Genomic DNA, 21,534 nt, shown 5'->3' on the forward strand with positions numbered 1-21,534 from the left:
CCATGAACGATCTTCTAAAATCCCACCTGATGGTTTTGCTCGCGACCTTTTTTATTGCCGGATCATTCCTGGCCTCAGCGCGGCTGGCCGGAGTGATCAACCCGTTTTCTCTGACCCTGATGCGCTTTGTTGCCTCGTTCGTACTCCTGTTGCCACTGGTGCTGTCACGGCGTGACTGGCGCCGCAAAATCGTTACGGTCTTGCCGCGAGCCACCGTAATAAGTTTTTTTTATGCCATGTTTTTTGCCTGCCTGTTTGAAGCGTTGAAAACAACCACGTCGCTCAATACCGGCACCCTTTACACCCTGGTACCATTCATGACCGCCCTGCTGTGCCTGGTTTTCCTGCGCCAACCCATTGGCGGCCAGACCTTTCTCATCTACATCCTCGGCGCTGCTTCCGCCTGCTGGGTGATTTTTGAGGGGCAATTGGATCGGCTGCTGGCCTTCAGTCTCAATCAGGGCGATTGGCTGTTTCTCGGTGGCTCGCTGCTGATCTGCGGCTACTCCCTAAGTATGAAACTGCTTTACCGGCGCAGCGACCCAATGCCGGTTCTGGTGTTCTGCATCCTGTTTACCGGCGCCCTGTGGATGGGAACAGCCCTGCTGGTTCTGGGCTACCCTCTGGACTGGCATAACATCCATGGCGAACATCTTGCCGCCATGAGCTATCTGGTCGTAGCCTCCACATTGATGACCGTCTATCTCTACCAGCGCAGTACCGTGGTCCTCGGCCCGCGCCGGGTCATGGCCTATATCTATCTCAACCCGGCCGCCATTGCCGTTTTACTGTGGTGGTTCGAAGGGGTCAAAATCCCCACCATTGTCCTGCCGGGAATCGTGGCATGCAGTCTGGCGACGGTCCTGTTGCAACGCGAACCCCGCTCCTGATCCAAATTTCCACCCCACGCCCTCGGCTAAAAACACGCGTGCCCACAATCGTCAAACCATCAGGTTATAACGATGTGGGCACAGTGCGTTCCGTTTATTTTTCTATTGTGTTATTGCGCCAGTTTTTTGGCAATTTCTGCCACATGTCGGCCCTGGAAGCGGGCAATGGTCCGTTCATTTTCCGAAGGCTGCCGCGAACCGTCGGAACCGGCCAGCGTGGTGGCGCCATAGGGAGTACCGCCGGTGATCTCAGCCATGTTGGTCAAGGCCGGTTCGGTGTACGGCACCCCAACCACCACCATGCCATGGTGAAACAGCGTGGTATGGAAACTGGTGATGGTAGTTTCCTGACCACCATGCTGGGTGCCGGTGGAGGCAAAGACACTGCCCACCTTACCGACCAGCCCGCCTTTGGCCCACAACCCACCGGTTTGATCGAGAAAGTTGCGCATCTGAGCGGCCATGTTGCCAAACCGGGTCGGCGTACCAAAGATAATGGCGTCTGCATCTTCCAGCACATCCGGGGTGGCAATAGGGATATCGGCCAAAGCGGCTTGCGCCTCACCAGCACCGATTCGTTCCAATGTTGCCTCATCCATCAGTTCCGCAACACGATAGATAGCGACCTCTGTCCCATCGACCGAACGGGCACCCTCAGCCACAGCTTTGGCCATTTCATACACATGCCCATAAGTACTGTAAAAAATGATCTGAATCTTGGTTGCCATGATAAATCTCCTTAAAAAAACGACGCAGTTAAAAGCATCTGCCTGTTATTGACGAATCAGTTCCATATCGATCTGCAACTCCACCTCATTGCCAATCATAGCATTGCCATTATCGAGAACTTCGTTCCACACCATGCCAAAGTGCCGACGATTGATGGTTGTGGTAGCTGACGCGCCGATACGGGTCATACCCCATGGATCTTTAATCGCTTCGCTCGGACCGGTCACGGCAAACACAGTGGAATGACTATAGCCATGGATGGTGAGTGTGCCGTAGAGGGCCAGCCCCTGATTCGTTTTATCAATCCGCGTTGAGACAAATGTCATAGTCGGAAAGTTATCGACATCGAAAAAATCACTGCCGAGCAAATGCGCATCGCGCTTGGCCACACCGGTATCGAGTGACGCAACCGCAACAGCCACCTCAATTGAAGAGTCGCTAACGTTATCGTCATTGAGGGTCAGCTTGCCTGTGATGGTGGGAAACATGCCGCCCACTTCACTGATCATCAGATGACGGATACGGAACTGGGCATTGGAGTGGTCCGGATCGATGCGCCACTCACTGGCAGCTCCATTGGCAATCGACACCGTCAGCATGATCAGGAGACATAATAGGGTCTTTTTCATAACGAACTCCTTACGGTTCGGGGTCTTTTTCAGTCGAGGCCATCCCAAACTTTTTACACAGCATGGCCAACTGCTCCTGCTCATCCGCCGACAAGACGCTGAACCGTTCGACAATACGCTCCACATGTTCGGGGAACACTTGGGCGATCAAGGTGCGTCCTTTTTCGGTCAAATGTACTTGGAAATAGCGGCGATCCGTTTCCAGTCGCCGTCGCTCAACGAGCTGTCGCTTTTCCAGATTGTCGATCACTGTGGTAATATTACCGCTGCTTTTAAGGATTTTCCGGCCAAGGTCTCTCTGGCACATGGGACCAAGATGATACAAGGTCTCCAAAACGCCAAACTGGCTGATCGACAATCCGGCACTGACCCGACCGCTCTGTAAAAAGGTAGACACAGATTCCGCAGCTCGCAACATTTTTATAAGTGTGTTCAGAGCCCGCTGTTCCTGTTCTGTCCCGTGATAGGCCGTTGGCATAACTAACTCCATATTTAATAGTTTAATATTAAACTATCATGCAACAGCCGCCTGTCAAGTTACGACGGGCACTTCCCTCTCAAGGAGGCAAAATCATGCAACTTGTTTTTTTACATGGTCTGGAAACCGGACCGCACGGCAGTAAGTATCAGGCCCTCAAGGCGATGTTTGGCGAGGTCATTTCGCCGGACTGCGAAGGGGTGTTTGACCCCCAGCAGCGCCTGACCATTATCCGCGACACCTTGCGTGATCAGCCCGGACCGTTCCTCGTTGTCGGTTCCAGCGCCGGTGGTCTCATGGCCCTGCTGCTGCAGCAGGTAGAACCGCGGGTTGCCGCCTTGGTGCTGTGCGCCCCGGCATTGCATACCGAGCACGCTGACGGGCTGAGCGCCGAAGGATTGCCACCGACAATAATAATCCACGGCCGCCAGGACGATGTGGTACCCATCGCCAGTTCGCGCCGTTTCGGTGCTCCGCTGATTGAGGTGGATGATGGTCATCGATTGAATGCCAGCATTGTGCTGATGCTCAAGCAGGTGTTTGAATTGAAATGTCGGCTGCTGTATCCGGACGCCGCCCCAGCGCAGTAGCAACACAAAGAACGGATTCCTGTTTCAACCCGGTACGCAGAGTGCGTTGGTCCACGGCAGACTGGCAGCCCTCCATCCTGCCCCACCTTAAAAAACTCCCTGTTATGCCGAACGCCGGGCGACCTCTTTGGCTAAATCCGTCCCCACCCGGCTGCGAAGTCCCGGTTTGTCGGCTACACTGATTAATAGACAGCAGACGAAAGGCAGCGGCACCGCCTGATCGTGTGTGGGAATTAATTTTTAGACGCGCATTACTCACTGTTTCCTAACATCACTGCAATACGATGAGTCGCTCTCATGATGAGGGCATGAATCATCACATGAATTACTTACAATGACATGGGGACATCGGTGATAAATCAACCATTTATCAGTAAAGAGATCAGCTGGTTACTCTTCAATGCCCGCGTATTGCAGGAGGCGGCCGACCCTCAGGTTCCCCTGCTGGAGCGCCTCAAGTTCCTCGGCATCTTCTCCTCCAATCTCGATGAATTTTTCCGTGTGCGCGTGGCCACCCTGCACCGGTTGCTGAAAATCCGCAAAAAAGCCATTACTCTGATCGGTCAGGATCCGAAAAAAATCCTCGACGAAATCCAGACCATGGTTCTCAAACAAACCAACAGATTTGAAACGCTCTACGAGGAATTGCTTGAACTGCTGGCTGCCGAACAGATATTTATTCGCAATGAAACCGAGCTCAGCGATGCACAAAAGGCGTTTGTCATGGAATACTTTCACGACAAGGTCCGCCCGTTTCTCGTTCCTCTGATGCTCAAACGCAAAACCGAACCGTTCGTCAAAGACCACCTGATCTATCTGGCCGTCACCTTGCACAACAGCACCAACGACAACACCGATTACGCATTGATTCAGGTTCCGGCAGACAAGGTGTCACGTTTTCTGCAACTCCCGGCCACTAACGGCACGGTGGAGATCATCCTGCTCGATGATATTATCCGCTTGGGTCTTGCCGATATCTTCTGCTACTTCGACTATGACAGTTTTAACGCCTACACCGTCAAAATGACCCGCGATTCCGAGTTGGATGTAGACGATGAGCTATTCAAAACCTTTCCGCAGAAAATTCAGGACGGCCTGACCCGGCGCAAGTCCGGCATCCCGGTCCGTTTTCTCTACGACCGCAACATGCCCGAAGCCTGCCTTGAGCAACTACGTAAAAATCTCGATATCACCAATAGCGACACCTGCATTCCCGGTGGCCGTTATCACAACTTTAAAGACTTTATCGGCTTTCCTAAACTGGACCGTCCACACGCGTATTATCCGGGGAATTTTGAGCCGCAGAGCCATCCGTGGATTGAACCCAACGCCTCCATGATGGATCAGATCAAACAACGTGAGGTACTGCTTTACTTCCCGTATCACGACTTCAGCCACATAATCGACCTGCTGCGTGAGGCGGCCATTGACCCGCGGGTCACCACCATCCGCATGACGGTCTACCGTTTGGCCAAGAACAGCCAGATCGTCAATGCTCTGGTCAACGCCGCACAAAACGGCAAAAAAGTCTTTGTCGTTGTTGAACTGCAGGCGCGCTTTGACGAAGAGGCCAATTTGTCGTGGTCGAGCCTGCTGCGTGAAGACGGCGTGCAGGTCGTTCACGGCCTGCCCGGCCTCAAAGTGCACGCCAAGTTGTGCCTGATCACTCGTCATGAGGGCAATGAAAAAGTGCGCTATGCCTGCATCGGCACCGGCAATTTTCACGAAGGCACGGCCAAGCTCTATACCGATCACATGCTGATGACCTCCAATCCTCACCTCACTGGCGAAGTGCACAAGGTGTTTGAGTTTTTCACCAACAAATACCGCATCCCCATCTTCCGTCATCTGGTGGTGTCGCCTTTTCAGACCCGCAATAAACTGCGCCGCCTGATCAACACTGAAATCCGCCAGGCCAAGGCGGGTAAACCGGCCTGGATCGACATCAAAATCAACAACCTGTCCGATCAGGATATCGCCAAGCTGCTCTACAAGGCCAGCAATGCCGGCGTCAAAATCCGCATCATCGCCCGCAGCATGTTTTCGCTGATGCCGGGTATTGAAAAATACAGTGAAAATATTGAGGCCATCAGCATTGTTGACCGGTTTTTAGAGCATTCGCGGTTTTTTATTTTTTGCAACGAGGACGATCCGAAGTATTTTATCTCTTCAGGCGACTGGTTACCGCGTAACTTTGACCGGCGTGTCGAAGTTGCGGCCCCCATCTACGACCCGCAACTGCGTCAACAATTGCGCGACTGTTTTGAATTGCAATGGAAAGACAACTGCAAGGCCCGAGTATGGGATGCCAAGATGAAAAACCAGTTTCGCAAACGGACCAAAAAACAACCAATCATTCGCTCACAGATAGCACTAATCGACCACTTGCAAAACACCATCCATCCTGTTGATTCATAGGACACTAGGAGGACACGTGGCTGTCGAAATCGAACGCAAATTTCTCGTTGTTGGTGATGACTGGCGCGAACAGGCCACCTCGCGCAGTCGCTTCAGTCAAGGATACCTGTCCACCCTGCCCGGCCGGTCTGTGCGGGTACGCGTTGCCGATAACAACGCCTGGTTGACCATTAAAGGGGCAACCGTCGGCGCGACCCGCAGTGAATTTGAATATGCCATTCCTGTCAACGAGGCTCAGGAGATGCTCGACAACCTGTGTCAGCGCCCGCTCATCGAAAAATGGCGTTACCTGATCCACATTGATGGCCTGACCTGGGAAGTTGATGAGTTTCTCGGTGAAAACCAGGGATTGATCGTGGCGGAACTTGAACTCGACTCCGAAGCACAAACCTTTACCCGCCCTGATTGGCTCGGTGTCGAAGTCACAGACGACCCGCGCTACTTCAACGCCAGCCTGAGTGTCACCCCCTATTCAAGTTGGGAGAAACACTGATGTCGAACAGAACAAAAAAGCTCACCCTGATCCGTCACGCCAAATCAAGCTGGGACGATGACGAACTCGACGACAAGCAACGCCCCCTCACCCGCCGCGGCGAAAAAGACGCCGCCTGCATCGGCAAATGGCTAAAAGATCAACATTGGCGGCCCGACGGCCTGTGGTCGAGCAATGCCCTGCGTGCCCTGATGACCAGCAAGATCATCGCCAGTACGGCAAAACTCAGCCTCAGCAGTCTGGAGAAAAAGAAAAAACTCTATCTGGCTGAAGCGGATAACCTGATGAGCCTAATCACCAACCTCGACGACCGCATTGACCATATCGCCCTGGTCGGTCACAACCCCGGCCTGCTTGACTTCGTCAATGCCCTTACCGGCGAGATGATCGAAACCCTGCCAACCTGCGCCGTGTATATCATAGAATTCCCCTGCCGCACCTGGCAGGAAGTCACCACAGGATTCGGCACCACCCAGGCTAAGATCACCCCCAAAAAACTACGCTGATCCAAGGGGCGTTCTCAATCAGCGATCATGCATGTCTCCACTGTGCGAATGACGGTTTTTTCTGGTGGCAGCCGGTGCTAGGATAACCCGCATCATCAGCATACTCACATCTGTGGAGACACATCATGCAGCTTGCGCCCCAACTAACGACCGTGCGCTTCTGGCGCTTAACGGTTCAATGGGTTTTCTTCGCCTGGATTCTGTTTATCGGTGTTCAATTCGGCCGTTTTGTCTATCACTTCACCAGTGGCGGACACGGCGCACTCGTCAACCGCCCTCCCGGCGTTGAAGGCTTCCTGCCCATCGGCGCATTGGCCAGCACCAAGTTCTGGGCCATGACCGGTACAATCCATCCGGTACACCCCGCAGCCGTGGTGCTGTTTGTCACCTTCATTGCCATGAGCCTGCTGGCCAAGAAATCATTCTGCTCCTGGCTGTGCCCAGTCGGCACCCTGTCTGAACTCACCTGGAAGCTCGGCAAAAATGTCTTCGGCGAAAACTTCCATCTGTGGCGTTGGCTCGACCTGCTGCTACGCAGCCTCAAATACCTGTTGCTGCTTTTTTTCGCCAAACTGATCCTGCTCGACATGCCGGCAAGTGCCCTGGGTGGCTTTCTCGGCTCCCCCTACTGGGCCATGAGCGACGTCAAAATGCTGCACTTCTTCACCGACCCCAGCTTTGACACCATTGCCGTCATCATCGTGCTGATCGGCTTTTCCCTGCTGTTTAAAAACGCCTGGTGCCGCTACCTGTGCCCCTACGGTGCCCTGCTCGGTCTGGTCAGCATGCTCAGCCTGTTCAAAATCCGCCGCCGCATCGACACCTGCACCTCCTGTGGCAAATGCGCCAAAGCCTGCCCATCACTGCTACCTGTCGATAGCAAGAAGACCATCCACAGCCCAGAATGTACCGGCTGCCTGAGCTGTGTCGAATCCTGCCCGCACCACTCCCTGCACATGGGACCACCGAAGGTCGCTGATACGCCGAAATGGGTGTTCCCAGTAGTCGCTATGGGGATTTATGTCGCAGGGGTTGGCCTAGGCATGGCGACAGGCCACTGGCACTCGGTGCTGACCTATGCCGATTACGCCCAATGGATACCGAGGTTATCGACCTTGGGGTTTTGACTCTCAGGGCTCCACCATGATCTGAAAAGTCCAGCGCATCATTTTTAATGCGTTGGACTTTTTTATTGCAAATAGCCACAAGTCAAAATTAAAAAAATAGATTAAACCACGAACATCGACTATCTTTACCTTGGCTAATTTAAAGTGATATCAGGGACAAAATCGAAATCTGCCTAGCATGGCTAAGCGATCTCAAAAGAGCAGATATCCTTCCATAGTTTTCTGCATTTCGTAATAGCTGCAGGCCGAGGCACATGCCACAGAGAAACTGTAACAAGCGAGAATAACAACTAAAAAATAGAAACGCTCTTAAATTACTTGAATGAAATCATTTACTAGGCAGAATCTGTCAATATGGTGATAGGCAGAAACATTTCTGCCTAATACACTGTTAGCCATCAAGGAAAGAATTTAAAAATGAGCAGCCCTACCGTTAATCAAATAGAAAATGCATTTCTTCCCGCAAAAGAAATATCAGATGCTGAAAGGTTTGCCGGACGGGAGAGTGCTGTAAAAGATGCTTATTATTCATTAATTGCGGAAGGTTCCAATATTGCCATTGTGGGTAATAGAGGCATTGGGAAAACCTCTTTATCTCGCCAAGTTGCTAATATCGGTCGTGGAGACAGTTCTCTTTTGAGCAAAATAGGGCTCAGAAATGACGGAAGCTTAGATTTTCTAACTGTTTATATGGCATGTGGAAATCAAGTTAGATCAACTGACGAACTGCTTGAACGAATACTTACATCCACTAGTTGCCTTGCTGAGTGGATATATGACATACCAAATGCAAAAAAAGTAATGTTGAACTATTCACCAAAGTTTGGTGCCAATTTATTTGGGGTAAGCGTTGAACTTGGTGCTAGCAAAGAAACTGAAACCACCGCAGCACCAGCAATTTCTAGCCATAGCACAGATGTAGTATTTACAAATGTCGTAGATGCTATAGCAAAAGAAGGCATAGCCAAAGATGGCGTGCTAATTGTTATAGATGAATTTGACCAAATTCCCGACCCTAAAGGCTTCGCTTCTTTCCTCAAAGCATTAGCAACAAATAGCCCTAACGTAAAGTTTTGCATTGTTGGTGTAGCCCGTGACATTCAAGCATTAATGAAAGAGCATGAGTCAACCGACAGGCTTTTCGCAGGCAGCATTATCCATTTGTCACCCATGGAACCTGAAGAGTTAACGGCTATCATTTCAAATGCAGAAACACACATTGGCAACCACATCACTTTTGAACAGTCCGCACGAGACAAGCTCGTTTCCTTAGCACAAGGCCACCCGTATATGGTGCACCTAATTGGCAAATTTGCACTCAGAGGCGCGTTCCATGAAGGCAAGACCACGATATCGGCAGAAGACATTGAAAGCACCCTTGCCGACATCGCGCAAAGAAAAGCTGATCCTATATTGGAAGGTAAATACAGAAAAGCCGTCGCGTCATCTTTCCAACGTGAAATAGTATTGAAAGCAATGGCTGGCGCAATAGACGAACAAGGCGAAATATGGACAACAAATGCATATAAAGCGGCATTAGACAAAGGGGTTGATAACTCAAGCCAATATGTTGGCCAATTGGTTACAGAAGAATACGGTGCCGAGGTGGAGAAATTAAGAGAGAGGTACTATCGTTTCAAAGACTCGCTATTTCAATCATATGTTCTAGCAAGGCCCTCTATGTACAAAGAAAATGGCTAACAAACTAATGTCTTTAGACAAATCAAGCGATCTTTCACAATAGAAGACATAGTTCTCCCTTTTTCTGAGCTATGGGTGCTTAAAACTGGCGATAATGTCTCTTCGGCTCTTCAGTTTGAGAGCAGGTCTACCTTATTGGCCATGTTGTAAGCGGTCCTCGCATCGAGTGGCGGTAACGATCAACCAGATCATCTGCGTTTGCAGTGACAATTAGTTTGCGGCCATCTCGACGCGAAGGGTGTTCTCTTAATTGCAGAATGCAGTTGTCATACTCAGGCAGCGCTCAGATATTGGCTTTCACAAGCAAAGACACGGTTGCGATCAAAGTGACCACCGGATTTGTACCAGCCGTAGAATAACTTCAGAAATTTCCTCATCACTGCTGTCATTGCCTTAGTGCCAGACATGCCGTGAGCTTTTTTATTGTGGTAATAAGCTCCGTAAAGTCCGGTTCTTTTCACCAGAGGAAGAACGATCAGGCCAAGAACCTTGCGTAGCAACCTGCGCCCTTTCTTACTTAGTTTGTTTTTGCCGCGATAGGTTCCGCTCTGTTTTTCCCGCAGGTTCAGACCAGCATAGCGCATGAATTTGCGTAGAGTCTCAAAATCTCTGACGGGACCCGTTTCAGCAACAATGCGCGCCAGATGGAAAGTGGAAATAACGCCTGGTTGCTGTTGAGGCAAATGCGGGTCAAACTGGCAAAGCTCCTGATAAAGGTTTTCCATTTGTTGTCTGGCTTCCTCTTTGCGAGCCTGGTGCCGCTGGCAATCGTCCCATAGTTGCCGGAACCGCCACTGTTGAATATCGACTAAACGCGAACCTCTCTGGTTTTTGACCGAACTCTGAGCTTGACTGAAAAGCTTGTCCAAGGTCCTTTGGCGCATTCGAGATACCGCCTGTTTCATCTGTTGACAAAAGCGATCCTTGCCGTCTTTAGTTATCTGTTGTGGATTGGCTCCATAAAGTTCGATTAAAGCTACTCCTGATCGCGTATAAAGAAAATCTTTCTGGAAGTCATAATCGGGAAACAGCACTTTCAGCTGGCTCGCGAGAAGACATTTGGTGCGCACAGATTCGATATCGGCCTGCTCGTAAAGAGCGTGCCACTGCCGCAACAGAGCATACGTTTCATCATAATGACGACAAATAAGGGTCTTCCCCATGCTCGCAAGCGTATGTATGACATGAGGGTCCTTGAGATCTGTTTTTCCTGAATCGTTGGTCTCGATAGCACGCATTTTAAAAACAGCCTCGCCAGAAACCCAGGCTGTCTTCAAGCCAAGGCGATGGGCCGTGGCCAGTAGGCTGATGTGATAACAGCCTGTCGGCTCACAAACGACAAGAATTTCAGAATATCCGGCCATATGTGCGCGTTGTGTCCATCTGTTGAGATGTTTCTCAATCTCCGGCGTCGAATTACGAAACTCGTGATCGGTTAGCTGACCGCTGATTCCGGTTGCCATGTTCAGATATTTTTTGCTGACATCAAAAGCCAAAATGGCAACAGGCTGATTCGTTTGTGCCGGTGATGTGATAGTCTTCATTGGGCTCCTCCTTGATCATGATAGAAATTAGCGGATCTGCCAGGATCACGCTCGTAGGTTCACTGTCCGAATTACAGTGATTATGACAGGGAGGAGTCCTCTTTGTTAAAGTGATTAGAATAATAGTAGATCAACCGGACGGAAAATGCTTCTGCTTTTGGCCAAAAGGCAAAATCTAAAATTGCGGTGGTGGCCCGAGCTTCACGTCGCCGCCGGTTATCATGAACCGTTAGCGCGCAAAAATTGAGGGGCATAAATGATTCCAGAGTTGGAATATGCAGACTACATAGTTTTTCTCTTTTCGATCCCAGCAGCACTATGTGTGTTACTGCCCTGTCTACCGGCAATAATAATTTCATTTTTAAAACACAAAAAAATCGAAAAAAAACTTAAATTTTCAATCACCTCCTGTGCTTTTGCATATGGCATCACCCTAATTATTCTAGGCATTTTTAGCGCCCCATTCATGCTCATAAACACCTTTTTAACGCCCAAGTGGCAAATGATTGGCGGGCAGCAATATGAAAACTTCGCTTATTTTTTATAAACTGTGAAAGATTTATTTCTGAACTATTATTTATTCCACTTGTTGTCGTTTTTTCTATCGTTGTTCCATTCAAAATGATCAAAGCTTGGCAGCAACTTGAAGAAAAAGCGTGCTACCAAACTAATCAACCGGACGGGGAATACGTCTGCGCTAAATTAAAAAACAAAATCTAAATTGCGGTGGTGGCCGAATCTTCGCGTCGCCGCCGGTTATCATGAACCGTTATCTTTTTGCGGTAAATAAACTTGGAAGGTTCAGACGGACAGAGGGTCCGGCCTTGAATTGCAATATTCTTAGAGAAAATGCTGTAATTCAACACCTGCCCCTATGGGAAACTCCTGCTGCCCATCATTATTTCAATGGCTGTTCCTGCCCATTCCGTTCTGCGCTGAGCGCGATCAGCATAGATAGGATTCAACGTGGATAATACCCTGTGGTTTCTCATGTGGCTGTTCATTTTCGTGCTGATCTGGTTGCTGCCCATCGTGTGGGCCGTGCGTGCGGACCATCCACAGCGCACCCTGATCATTGTTCTTGTACTGCTGCTCGGTCCGTTAGGATTTCTGGCGGCCTTGATCCTGCTGTCACACAAACCTGTTGCCCCATTGGACGAAAACGATCCAGGTGTTTATCACTGTGAGCATTGCCAAACGCCTTATCGACTTTCCGACTACTTAGACGATGTCGATATCTACTGTAGCCAATGTCATCAGCAGCTAAAACGACCCGAGCAACCATTGGACCAGGCAATTGACTCGACGGTGCCAGGAGCATAAGAAACCATGACGGTGACCCTTCAGCAAATTCCAGTGATTGTCATCATCGGCATCATCAGCCTTTACTTTCTTATTTCGGGTGTCATGGCCTTGGTCAAAAGGCGCATGACGGTTCACAACCCGCATCATGACTCTCCACCGACATCCGTTGACGGGTTGATTTTCAACCTTTTGAAGCGGAGGGCAAAACAGGACTACCCTGTGCCGGAGAATTTCGGTGATAGATCAAAATACGCGCAAATCAATGGCCCCGAGGCAACACTTAGAGCGCTGTTCCATCTGGCCATGGGACTCCTTTCTCTGGCGGTGCTGCTGTGTTTCCTCATGCCCGAACTGGCTGAGAAATGCATGGGTTTATTTCTGTAGAATGAGGAAATAAAAAGACAAAGTTTGCATCAGTGAGGACAGAGGGGCAAGTTTTGACTTGCCTTATTTTAAGGAATAATGCGTTCCCCAAAATCCTGACAGTGATAGAAAACAATGGCAGATAAAAATAACAAATTTTGGTTTCCGGCAAAGAAATACGGTTTCGGCTGGGGCTTTCCCATTACATGGCAAGGCTGGTTGGTTCTTCTGACGTATTTTATTCTGATCCTTCCTGGCGCGTTCTTTCTTGATCAGGCGCCGTGGCTGATTATGCCTTATATTCTTTACACTCTTGTCCTTTCTGGCATTCTGATTTTCATCTGTTGGAAAAAAGGGGAAAATCCGGACACGCACTGGAAACATCAGAAATAAAGTTCCACAGATGCTCGACTTCTTCAGGAGGACGTCTTGGACATTCTTATTCTGTTCACGCTGATTTTATTCAATGGTGTGTTTGCCATGGCGGAAATCGCTCTGGTTACCGCGCGAAAAACGCGCTTGAAACGGTTGGCCGAAGCTGGCGACGCCAAGGCGGCAGCAGCGTTGCTGCTGCGCCGCAACCCCACCCGGTTTCTCTCCACGGTTCAGATCGGAATTACCGCCATCAGCATTCTTAGCGGCATTGTCGGTGAATCGGCTTTGTCCGGCTACTTTGAAACCCTGCTGCAACGTATGGGATTTGACCAACAAGCCAGTACCGTTGGCGCAACGGCGATTGTCGTGGCCAGCATCACCTATTTTGCCATTGTCATCGGCGAACTGGTGCCGAAACGCCTGGCCCAGACCAACGCTGAGGGGATTGCCCGAGTCATGGCGCGACCTGTTGCTGTACTGGCCATGTTGTCGCGTCCTTTCGTCTATCTGCTGTCCGTTTCTACGGACGGCGTTTTACGGTTGCTCGGCAAAGAGGGGCACACCAGCGCCACCCTGACGGAAGAGGATATTCTGGCCATCCTGTTGGAGGGGTCTCAAACCGGTGTCATTGAAAAGCAGGAGCACACCCTGGCACGTAATGTCTTTCGCCTCGATGACCGCCTGGCCGTCTCTCTGATGACCCCCCGCAGCGACATTGTTTATCTGGACGTAGCCCGTCCGTTTGAACAAAGCCTCGACGCCCTCATGTCATCCCCTCACACCCGATTTCCCGTGTGCCGCGAGGGTATGGACGAGGTGTTGGGCGTTGTCAACGCCAGCCGTTTACTCAAATACCATCTTGGGAAAAATAGGGACACTCCCCCTATTAATAGCCTATAGGAAATCAAAAATAAGCCCCCCGCCCATACACGGCATGACTTACCGGGATCTCTCTTCAATCTAACCATTCTTCTATCACAGACAAATACCACTACTCTTCTCACCATCGGCTTAAGCCCTAAGGTCAAACACACGGCAACAGCCAATAAAATCTGTTATCCTGATGTTGCTCTCTCATCAGCCAAGCAACACGGTTACCCAATATTCAGCTCATGACACTTCACAGGAGGACGTCTTGGACATTCTCATTCTGTTCACGCTGATTGTATTCAATGGCGTGTTTGCCATGGCGGAAATCGCTCTGGTTACCGCGCGAAAAACGCGCTTGAAACGGTTGGCCGAAGCTGGCGACGCCAAGGCGGCAGCAGCGTTGCTGCTGCGCCGCAACCCCACCCGGTTTCTCTCCACGGTTCAGATCGGAATTACCGCCATCAGCATTCTTAGCGGCATTGTCGGTGAATCGGCTTTGTCCGGCTACTTTGAAACCCTGCTGCAACGTATGGGATTTGACCAACAAGCCAGTACCGTTGGCGCAACGGCGATTGTCGTGGCCAGCATCACCTATTTTGCCATTGTCATCGGCGAACTGGTGCCGAAGCGCCTGGCCCAGACCAACGCTGAGGGAATTGCCCGAGTCATGGCGCGACCTGTTGCTGTACTGGCCATGCTGTCGCGTCCTTTCGTCTATCTGCTGTCCGTTTCTACGGACGGCGTTTTACGGTTGCTCGGCAAAGAGGGGCACACCAGCGCCACACTGACGGAAGAGGATATTCTGGCCATCCTGTTGGAGGGGTCTCAAACCGGTGTCATTGAAAAGCAGGAGCACACCCTGGCACGTAATGTCTTTCGCCTCGATGACCGCCTGGCCGTCTCGCTGATGACCCCCCGCAGCGACATTGTTTATCTGGACGTAGCCCGTCCGTTTGAACAAAGCCTCGACGCCCTCATGTCATCCCCTCACACCCGATTTCCCGTGTGCCGCGAGGGTATGGACGAGGTGTTGGGCGTTGTCAACGCCAGCCGTTTACTCAAATACCATCTTGAGGGCAATCTGCAAAAGCCAACCAAAAGCGACCTGACTCCTGCGGTTTACGTGCCGGAATCTCTGACCGGGATGAAGTTGCTGCAACGCTTTCAAACGTCCGGGGTGCAGATGGTTTTTGTTATCGACGAATATGGCGCAATTGTCGGCCTGATTACCCTGCAGGATCTTTTTGAGGCGCTGTCCGGCGAATTTTCATCCTCTGACCCGCATGATGTCTGGGCGGTACGCCACAAGGATGGCGCCTGGATGCTGGATGGGCTGATCCCGATTCCGGAACTCAAGGATCGACTCGAACTCAAACAGGTGCCTGATGAGGAGAAAAGGCACTATCATACTTTGGGCGGCATGATGATGTGCCTGATCGGCAAGGTCCCGCGCAGCGGCGATGTGGCCAAATGGCAGGGCTGGAGCCTGCAAGTCACGGCTCTTGACGGTAACCGCATTGACAAAGTCAGGGCGGTTCGCCTGCCACGGCGCCACGACAGCACATCGCCGTGTCACTAAACCGGAAAATCCTGACCGGCAGCTGTTGAAATAGATGTCGCATTGATGGAACATGAGCACGCCCTTTCAACAAAACAATTACAGTTGACATAAAATGCGCCCTACAGTAGAGGATTATAGGCTCTCATTGGTTTTATGATTCCTATTAGCATGGAGATAAGTATGACTTTTGTGACCTGGAATGATGATTTTCTTTTGCATGTTGACCAGTTTGATGAACACCACAAACATCTCGTAGATCTGCTGAACGAAACCTATGAAAAATTTGTCAATAAAACCGTCGATCTCTCACTCGAAAAGCTCTTTGATGAATTGATCGACTACGCGACTTACCATTTCTCTGCGGAAGAATACTGGATGCAGGCGAAGCAATACCCTGGCTATGAAGAACACAAGAAAGAACATGCTTATTTTACGAAGCGGGTGGTGGAGATGCACCGCGATTTTGTCGCCGGCAACACTTCTCTGGGGCTGGAAGTACTTACATTCATCAAAAACTGGGTGGCCAATCACATCTTAAACTCCGATGCCGAGTATGGTCGCTTTATCAATAAGAGATGACGTTATTCGTGGCAACTGCCCCCTCCTGACCAGCTCTTTGGTTTCGCTTTAGACCAAACACGTGAAATTACCCCATTAACAGAACTGGAAGGCCACTGCACATCTTGTGCGGTGGCCTTTTCTTTGTCGAGGGTTTCGAGAGCATTTTTTCCATTTAAAAACAACGGATCAGGTGCTTGCCCCTCCCTGCGGGCAACGCTCTGTGGCAAAGGGGAAAAACCATGGCATACTTAATAAAATTCGCGGCAAGCATCGACATATTCAATAAGTTGCCAAGATACAGTTTGTTCACCATCATCATAAAGAGATCTGCGATGCGCTATTTCAGCAAACACATGCTACTCATTCTCACCACCTTTCTCCTCAGCGGTTGCGCCAAACAATGGCAACCCAGCTGGAACCAAGCGGTATCGTCCAACAACCAGCAACCTGTGGAGCACCTTCTCGAACAGGCGAGAGAGAAATATGCCAAATCCGACAATGGCGAGAAGCTCTCTTCATCGATCCAGGCGTACCAGTCGGTGTTAAAAGCCGACCCCAATAACTATGAAGCCCTGCAAACATTGAGCACGCAGTATATTTTACTCGGCACCGCCTACACGGAGAAAAGGGCGGAGAAAGCAGAGTATTTTAAACAGGCGATTGTGTACGCCGAATGGGCGATGTACACCAACCCACAGTTTCGTGAAAAAATTGAGCAAGGGATGAAGCCATGGCAGGCTGCGGATGCTCTCACCGCCCGCGAGAGTGAGGCAATGTTGTTTTGGGTCACCGCCATCCAGTATGAATTTAAGGAAGTGATGTCCCTCTACGCAAAGATCATCAATGTTGACCGACTGAACCACGCACTGACGATAATCAATCGAATTCAGGAGGTGAACCCACAGTTTGGCGGTGGTGCTGTTGAGTTTTGCAAAGCCATTTGCTATTACGCCCTACCTTCAAGTAAGGGCGGCGATAAACAGAAAGGTGACCTTGCCATGCAACAAGCCGTTACCCACGGTGAAAAGTGGCTACTGCCACGCTGGGCACTGGGGAAATATTATTACCCAATCCGCGGCGAAGATATCAAAGCACAACAGGAACTGGCATGGGTCGCCAGTCAGGATATCACTAAGTACAACGATCCCTTACCTTGGCGCGTTCATTTTAGAGAGAATGCGCAACAACTGCTGCAATGATCGAAACAGGGCTAAAGTCCTGCTGCTCACGAACATGCCCGCCCTAGCTCAAGAGCAAGAGCGGGCATCTGTTCTTCAATCCAATCGTTCCACCGTCACATACAAAAATCCATCGTTATTGCCGTACATGCGCTTCAGATCATTGGCAAACGGGCAGAATTCGCCGCTGATCTCAGGGGTGTATTGTGTGCCGGCCTGACCGATGACAAACAGCTCGTCGTCACTATCGCCAACGGCTCCAATAAGGGCAAACCATTGCGCCTCGGGGAAGCGTCGAAACGGTTCCATCATGGCCACGCCGACATCTTTAAACCAGCGGATGTCGGGATGGTCTCGGTTCCAGCCATCACCACCGCACTCAATGGAGGCATCGCGCCAGGTGCGCTCTGCGCTCACCGTAAATTGGTAGCACTTGCCTTTTTCCAACATCAGACCGGTGCGGTTGTAGAGTTGATGGGCAAACACCGGAACCGTGTATGGCGCAGCGACGGTCAGAGGGGTTAGAGGTCGCATGCCCACTTCGAGATGATGGGCAAGGTTATCAAAGTCGCTTAGGCTGCCATCGACATTGAGAATGGTGTGGGGACGTCGTAGTCCGACGGGGCGGTATTCGCTATCGCCGTAAATGCGCTCGGCCACGGTATAGTGAACCACCGGACGAGGATCGACAACCACCTGATCGTTTTTGATGCGGGTAACGTGACGATCATAGAGGGTAAACATGGAGATCGGCCACATGCGCGTCTGCTCATGGTTAATGCCGAAGGCATTGGGTTCGATCAGCACATCATCAAGCTGAAGATCCGCTTTATCCTCACCATCCGTCAGCGTGTCAAAACGAATCTGGTTAGCGGCCAGCTTCTTCACCCCTAGATCTCTGCATTCCATTTCATCGAGCAGAAATTGCAAGGTGATATCGGAAAGTCCATCGCGACGATAGCCACCGCCGACATCAGAATGGGCACCCGCAAACCACACTTCCGTCACCCTGTTTTCATCATTCATCAACGTTGGTTGAAAGGCTTTGCGACGGTCATTGATGCTGACCAGATGCAGGGCCTGATCGATATTGGGCGCAATGGTGCAGTCTTCAAACAGCACGTCGGAATTCGGCCGCCGCTCTTCACTGAGATCGGGCATGCCAAAGGAGGCAACGGTATCAAACACACCGAGCAGCGCGATTCTGACCGTGGAAAACTCGGCATCCTGACTGATCACCGAACAAAAGCGCCGGGCAATGGCGGCGCCGCGGCTGAAACCGAACACAAACACTTTATCGCCCTGATGATAGTGTTCCCGCAGATCTTCTCTAGCGCTTGTGATGATCCGCCCAACATCTGTCAGGGCCAGGGCGGCATTGAAAATACGTTTCAGCTTGCGCCCGTAGGTGCCGACACCGGGGTAATACAGACTCAACTGATCCTCAAAGTGCTGCTGTCCATCCTGTAAGTCACCGCCAAGCAGCAGGTGGAGTTTCAACACGTTGGTGATGTTATTGTCTTCGGTGCCGCCGCTGGGTGTTTCCCCCTGGGCAGCATCTTCAACATCGTTACAGGTGCCGTCAAAACAAAAAATCAGATTAGCCATAGGTCCCCCCTTGTGTTCACTTCAAAAAAAACACTCAATAAAACATCAATTATTGGTTACGGCGCTGGGCATGAGCGAGCAGCTTGGCCGAATAATCACGGATGGCATGATCACTCGCCGCGGCCTTGAAACGCGTGGCGATCAATCGGGGAAGCACAATGGAAATCCGCCAGAAAATATTCGGGCTGTTTATCACCTGTAAATCTTTGAAGTCGATCCCTTTGTTGTCTTTGATATTGGCCGCATCGGAAAGGAACACCAAGGTGCCGTAATGGGTGTAACCGAGAAAGTATTTGCGTAACCACTCGGCAATCTGCAAGGTGCCGTTGATGGGAATTAAACGCAGCAGACCAAGAGCAGATGAAAATCCGTAACCAAAAGGCACCTTGGCCACCCCATCCGCGGCATTGACCACCCGGTAAACCGGGGTCTTGATCCCCTTGAAAAAGTTATCGTCCGCCACCCGCGGACAGCCGTAGGTATAGCAAGCACCGATGGAGTCATTGCACAATAAACGGGTGGCCAGCAAGGCCAACGCCCCGCCAAGAGAGTGTCCGGTAATATAAAGCGGTATCCCTTGATGATGGGCCAGGGCATCGCTGATCCGCTTCTGCAACGGTTTAAATGCGTCCTGAAAACCACGGTGCACCCGACCATTACACGCTTCAGCATTGACCAGATCCGCTTTAACATCGGTGAGCACATCCTTGATGTTGGGTTGGGTGCCACGGAAAGCCAGAATCACCATGCCGGAAAAGTCATCATCGGGCTGCAGCTTCGCCAGCATGGCTTCGGTGCCGTTTTCAGCAAACGACTCAACCAGGTCAAACCGGCCTTTTTTCAAAACTTCAACCACACCATTATCCGGGTGAATACCCTGACGGCGCGCCCGACTGATCAGCGCTTCAAGCACCGTGTCTTCTTCGCCTTTGTCAATGGCGTCACGAATCGCCGGGATCAATGCGGCGCTCGATTCTTCGCAGGGTAGCGGTTCGTACACCAGCCGCGAAATCTCCGCTAGTAGCCAGGCGGTGCGGTCAGAATACGCCGCGCGTTTAATGGGTGGGGTTTTGATCAGAGCCGTGTCAGAAAAATAGCCGTCCATTGTCTCTCCCTCCTTGTTTGGCATCAGATACATAACAATTTAAAATGAATTTTTACCAATACAAAACATACCGGGCAGGACGGAGAGTGCAAGGGGATTAGACAAAAATCCATACGGTTTTTTCACGCCATACGCAAGAGTTGGCTTTTGGTGTTAAGAAGAAACAGTTTTGACCTGACCAGGGGGAAGTGACTCAAAACGAGGAAAGATGTAGGTAAGAATGTAGCAGGGATATACAAAGAGGGGTATTTAAGATAGTGAGCGATTTTTTGATGCTGACAGCGGCAAAGAGAGTTATAGGCTATTATTCTGAATGTCATCTTTGATTTTAGAGTCTATTGGCCCAGCCCTTCGTGCCCCCCCTGTTAAACTGTTAAAAAACGATCTTGAGTCCTCGCGAACGGAAAAGACTGTGAAGAACGGGGGAATGTCCCTAGTTTCGCACAGTTTGTAGATATCAGCAATTTGAGAATTGCCTTCGTCATCATCATCATAAAAGATCAGTCCGCCGCTACGGCGGGGCAGTTCATAGTCGGGATAGAGCCCTCCTTGAAATTCAACACCCTCGCCACACCAACTGAAAACAATCGCGGTAGGATAAACCTGCCAATCTTCATCACTGATGGCGTAGGTGCCGGCGTAGTCACCGTCCTGAATAACGATGCTATGGGCGACAGTGTCGATGGTCATGCCGGGGCCTGTGGCCTCAGTAAACGATTCCGTGGTGGTGCAGGTGTAAAAGGTCGGCTCGGACTGCTCGATGTCAATCAAAGCTGCCGGGGTATCGCCGTACCAGACCACAGCGCGTTGCAGAGTGCCATCACTGTCGGTTTCAGCGAGCAGACGGCCCTGGAGGTCGTAGTGGTAGTGGGTGATGACACCGTCATTATCTTTGACCACGCGAAGGCTGTTGCCGTCGTAGAGATAGTCGCTGACCGTGCCGCTATTGCTGAGAGATTTCAGACGATCACTCTGGTTGTAGGTCAACTGCAGATCATCGAATAGCGGCGTGGACAGTTGCAGGCTGTTGCCCTGGATGTCGTAGAGACGGCTTTCAGCGTTGGCACCGCTGACGGCAAGCAGCTGATTGCTGTCCGTGGCCAGGGTGGACGTGTCGATCTCGCCATCCTCATTGAGGGTGAGGCGGTTGCCGACCGGGTCGTAGCTGTAGGTGCGTAGGATGTCGTCTTTGTCGGCGGAGATCAATTGTCCGGTAACATCGTATTGATAGATGTCCTGACCGGTGGTCGGTACGGTACGTGTCAGGGCGGTGAGCTGACCGGCGCCGTCTCGGGTGTATGCTTCCGCCAGATGCGAAGACAGGGTCAGACTTTGCAGCAAACCGCCGCCATCGTAGCCGGCGCTGGCGAACAAACCGTTGCCATGCTGCCATTGGACGGGGCGGCCATGGGTATCGTAGCTGTAAATGCGGGCAGTGTCGTAAATTACGCAAGTTTTTACTCCTAGCTTCTCCCTATGAGCCTGTCACATAATTTTGCCCCC

Annotated in this window: 22 protein-coding genes; 15 read left to right on the forward strand and 7 right to left on the reverse strand. The window is 50.9% G+C overall.

The annotated features are described in order from the left end of the window. Positions 1-2 precede the first annotated feature (2 nt). A complete protein-coding gene (locus DACE_RS03940; RefSeq protein WP_005998491.1) occupies positions 3-890 on the forward strand; it encodes a DMT family transporter in 888 nt (295 codons plus the stop codon). Positions 891-1,000: 110 nt separating this feature from the next. Here DACE_RS03940 and wrbA read toward each other — a convergent pair whose 3' ends face one another. Genes wrbA through DACE_RS03955 form a run of 3 tightly spaced genes read right to left on the reverse strand, consistent with a single transcriptional unit; the run spans position 1,001 to position 2,726 of the window. Further along, complete coding sequence (gene wrbA / locus DACE_RS03945) at positions 1,001-1,618, reverse strand: NAD(P)H:quinone oxidoreductase (protein WP_005998493.1); 618 nt, start codon at positions 1,616-1,618, stop codon at positions 1,001-1,003. A 45-nt stretch (positions 1,619-1,663) separates the two neighbouring features. Further along, complete coding sequence (locus DACE_RS03950) at positions 1,664-2,248, reverse strand: YceI family protein (RefSeq protein WP_005998495.1); 585 nt, start codon at positions 2,246-2,248, stop codon at positions 1,664-1,666. 10 nt (positions 2,249-2,258) lie between these two features. Beyond that, on the reverse strand, positions 2,259-2,726 hold the full coding sequence (locus DACE_RS03955) for a MarR family winged helix-turn-helix transcriptional regulator (RefSeq protein ID WP_005998498.1): 468 nt from the start codon (positions 2,724-2,726) through the stop codon (positions 2,259-2,261). Positions 2,727-2,821: 95 nt separating this feature from the next. Here DACE_RS03955 and DACE_RS03960 point away from each other — a divergent pair, with 95 nt between their 5' ends. The 6 genes from DACE_RS03960 (at position 2,822) to DACE_RS03985 (ending at position 9,561) form a co-directional block, all read left to right on the forward strand. Beyond that, positions 2,822-3,316: an alpha/beta hydrolase gene (locus tag DACE_RS03960; RefSeq protein ID WP_005998499.1), complete on the forward strand. Its 495-nt coding sequence runs from the start codon at positions 2,822-2,824 to the stop codon at positions 3,314-3,316. A 351-nt stretch (positions 3,317-3,667) separates the two neighbouring features. After that, entirely contained in the window at positions 3,668-5,734 is a 2,067-nt protein-coding gene (gene ppk1, locus DACE_RS03965) for a polyphosphate kinase 1 (protein WP_005998501.1), read from the forward strand. 16 nt (positions 5,735-5,750) lie between these two features. Further along, on the forward strand, positions 5,751-6,227 hold the full coding sequence (locus DACE_RS03970; RefSeq protein ID WP_005998503.1) for a CYTH domain-containing protein: 477 nt from the start codon (positions 5,751-5,753) through the stop codon (positions 6,225-6,227). Continuing rightward, positions 6,227-6,733, forward strand: coding sequence for a SixA phosphatase family protein (locus tag DACE_RS03975; protein ID WP_005998505.1), 507 nt, complete (start codon positions 6,227-6,229; stop codon positions 6,731-6,733). The genes DACE_RS03970 and DACE_RS03975 overlap by 1 nt, the downstream gene beginning before the upstream one ends. 125 nt (positions 6,734-6,858) lie before the next feature. Further along, positions 6,859-7,860 carry a 4Fe-4S binding protein gene (locus DACE_RS03980; protein ID WP_005998507.1) on the forward strand — a complete coding sequence of 334 codons (1,002 nt, stop codon included), beginning with the start codon at positions 6,859-6,861 and terminating at the stop codon, positions 7,858-7,860. Positions 7,861-8,277: 417 nt separating this feature from the next. Continuing rightward, entirely contained in the window at positions 8,278-9,561 is a 1,284-nt protein-coding gene (locus DACE_RS03985; RefSeq protein ID WP_005998509.1) for an ATP-binding protein, read from the forward strand. Positions 9,562-9,833: 272 nt separating this feature from the next. Here DACE_RS03985 and DACE_RS03990 read toward each other — a convergent pair whose 3' ends face one another. Beyond that, positions 9,834-11,105, reverse strand: a complete 1,272-nt coding sequence (locus tag DACE_RS03990; RefSeq protein ID WP_005998512.1) for an IS110 family transposase — start codon at positions 11,103-11,105, stop codon at positions 9,834-9,836. Between the two features lie 256 nt (positions 11,106-11,361). Here DACE_RS03990 and DACE_RS03995 point away from each other — a divergent pair, with 256 nt between their 5' ends. The 8 genes from DACE_RS03995 (at position 11,362) to DACE_RS04030 (ending at position 17,339) form a co-directional block, all read left to right on the forward strand. Next, a complete protein-coding gene (locus DACE_RS03995; RefSeq protein ID WP_005998513.1) occupies positions 11,362-11,652 on the forward strand; it encodes a hypothetical protein in 291 nt (96 codons plus the stop codon). Positions 11,653-12,071: 419 nt separating this feature from the next. Continuing rightward, entirely contained in the window at positions 12,072-12,428 is a 357-nt protein-coding gene (locus DACE_RS04000; protein ID WP_005998514.1) for a hypothetical protein, read from the forward strand. A 6-nt stretch (positions 12,429-12,434) separates the two neighbouring features. Further along, positions 12,435-12,794, forward strand: a complete 360-nt coding sequence (locus tag DACE_RS04005; RefSeq protein WP_005998515.1) for a hypothetical protein — start codon at positions 12,435-12,437, stop codon at positions 12,792-12,794. 114 nt (positions 12,795-12,908) lie between these two features. Next, the gene (locus DACE_RS04010) at positions 12,909-13,166 is read left to right on the forward strand and encodes a hypothetical protein (RefSeq protein WP_005998516.1); all 258 of its coding nucleotides are present in this window, start codon (positions 12,909-12,911) and stop codon (positions 13,164-13,166) included. 36 nt (positions 13,167-13,202) lie between these two features. Then, a complete protein-coding gene (locus tag DACE_RS04015; RefSeq protein ID WP_005998517.1) occupies positions 13,203-14,048 on the forward strand; it encodes a hemolysin family protein in 846 nt (281 codons plus the stop codon). A gap of 235 nt (positions 14,049-14,283) precedes the next feature. Then, a complete protein-coding gene (locus DACE_RS04020) occupies positions 14,284-15,597 on the forward strand; it encodes a hemolysin family protein (RefSeq protein WP_040366181.1) in 1,314 nt (437 codons plus the stop codon). 162 nt (positions 15,598-15,759) lie between these two features. Then, positions 15,760-16,158 carry a bacteriohemerythrin gene (locus DACE_RS04025; protein WP_005998519.1) on the forward strand — a complete coding sequence of 133 codons (399 nt, stop codon included), beginning with the start codon at positions 15,760-15,762 and terminating at the stop codon, positions 16,156-16,158. 221 nt (positions 16,159-16,379) lie between these two features. Beyond that, complete coding sequence (locus DACE_RS04030) at positions 16,380-17,339, forward strand: TRAP transporter TatT component family protein (RefSeq protein WP_005998520.1); 960 nt, start codon at positions 16,380-16,382, stop codon at positions 17,337-17,339. Positions 17,340-17,414: 75 nt separating this feature from the next. Here the strand turns inward: DACE_RS04030 and DACE_RS04035 are convergent, their stop codons facing one another. The 3 genes from DACE_RS04035 to DACE_RS04045 all read right to left on the reverse strand — a co-directional run bounded on the left by DACE_RS04035 (position 17,415) and on the right by DACE_RS04045 (position 21,405). Then, entirely contained in the window at positions 17,415-18,926 is a 1,512-nt protein-coding gene (locus DACE_RS04035; protein ID WP_005998521.1) for a phospholipase effector Tle1 domain-containing protein, read from the reverse strand. A 49-nt stretch (positions 18,927-18,975) separates the two neighbouring features. Then, positions 18,976-20,031, reverse strand: coding sequence for a lipase family protein (locus DACE_RS04040; protein WP_005998522.1), 1,056 nt, complete (start codon positions 20,029-20,031; stop codon positions 18,976-18,978). A gap of 294 nt (positions 20,032-20,325) precedes the next feature. Further along, complete coding sequence (locus tag DACE_RS04045; protein WP_005998523.1) at positions 20,326-21,405, reverse strand: RHS repeat domain-containing protein; 1,080 nt, start codon at positions 21,403-21,405, stop codon at positions 20,326-20,328. Positions 21,406-21,534: the final 129 nt, after the last annotated feature.

It is taken from the genome of Desulfuromonas acetoxidans DSM 684, assembly GCF_000167355.1.
Classification (GTDB): domain Bacteria; phylum Desulfobacterota; class Desulfuromonadia; order Desulfuromonadales; family Desulfuromonadaceae; genus Desulfuromonas; species Desulfuromonas acetoxidans.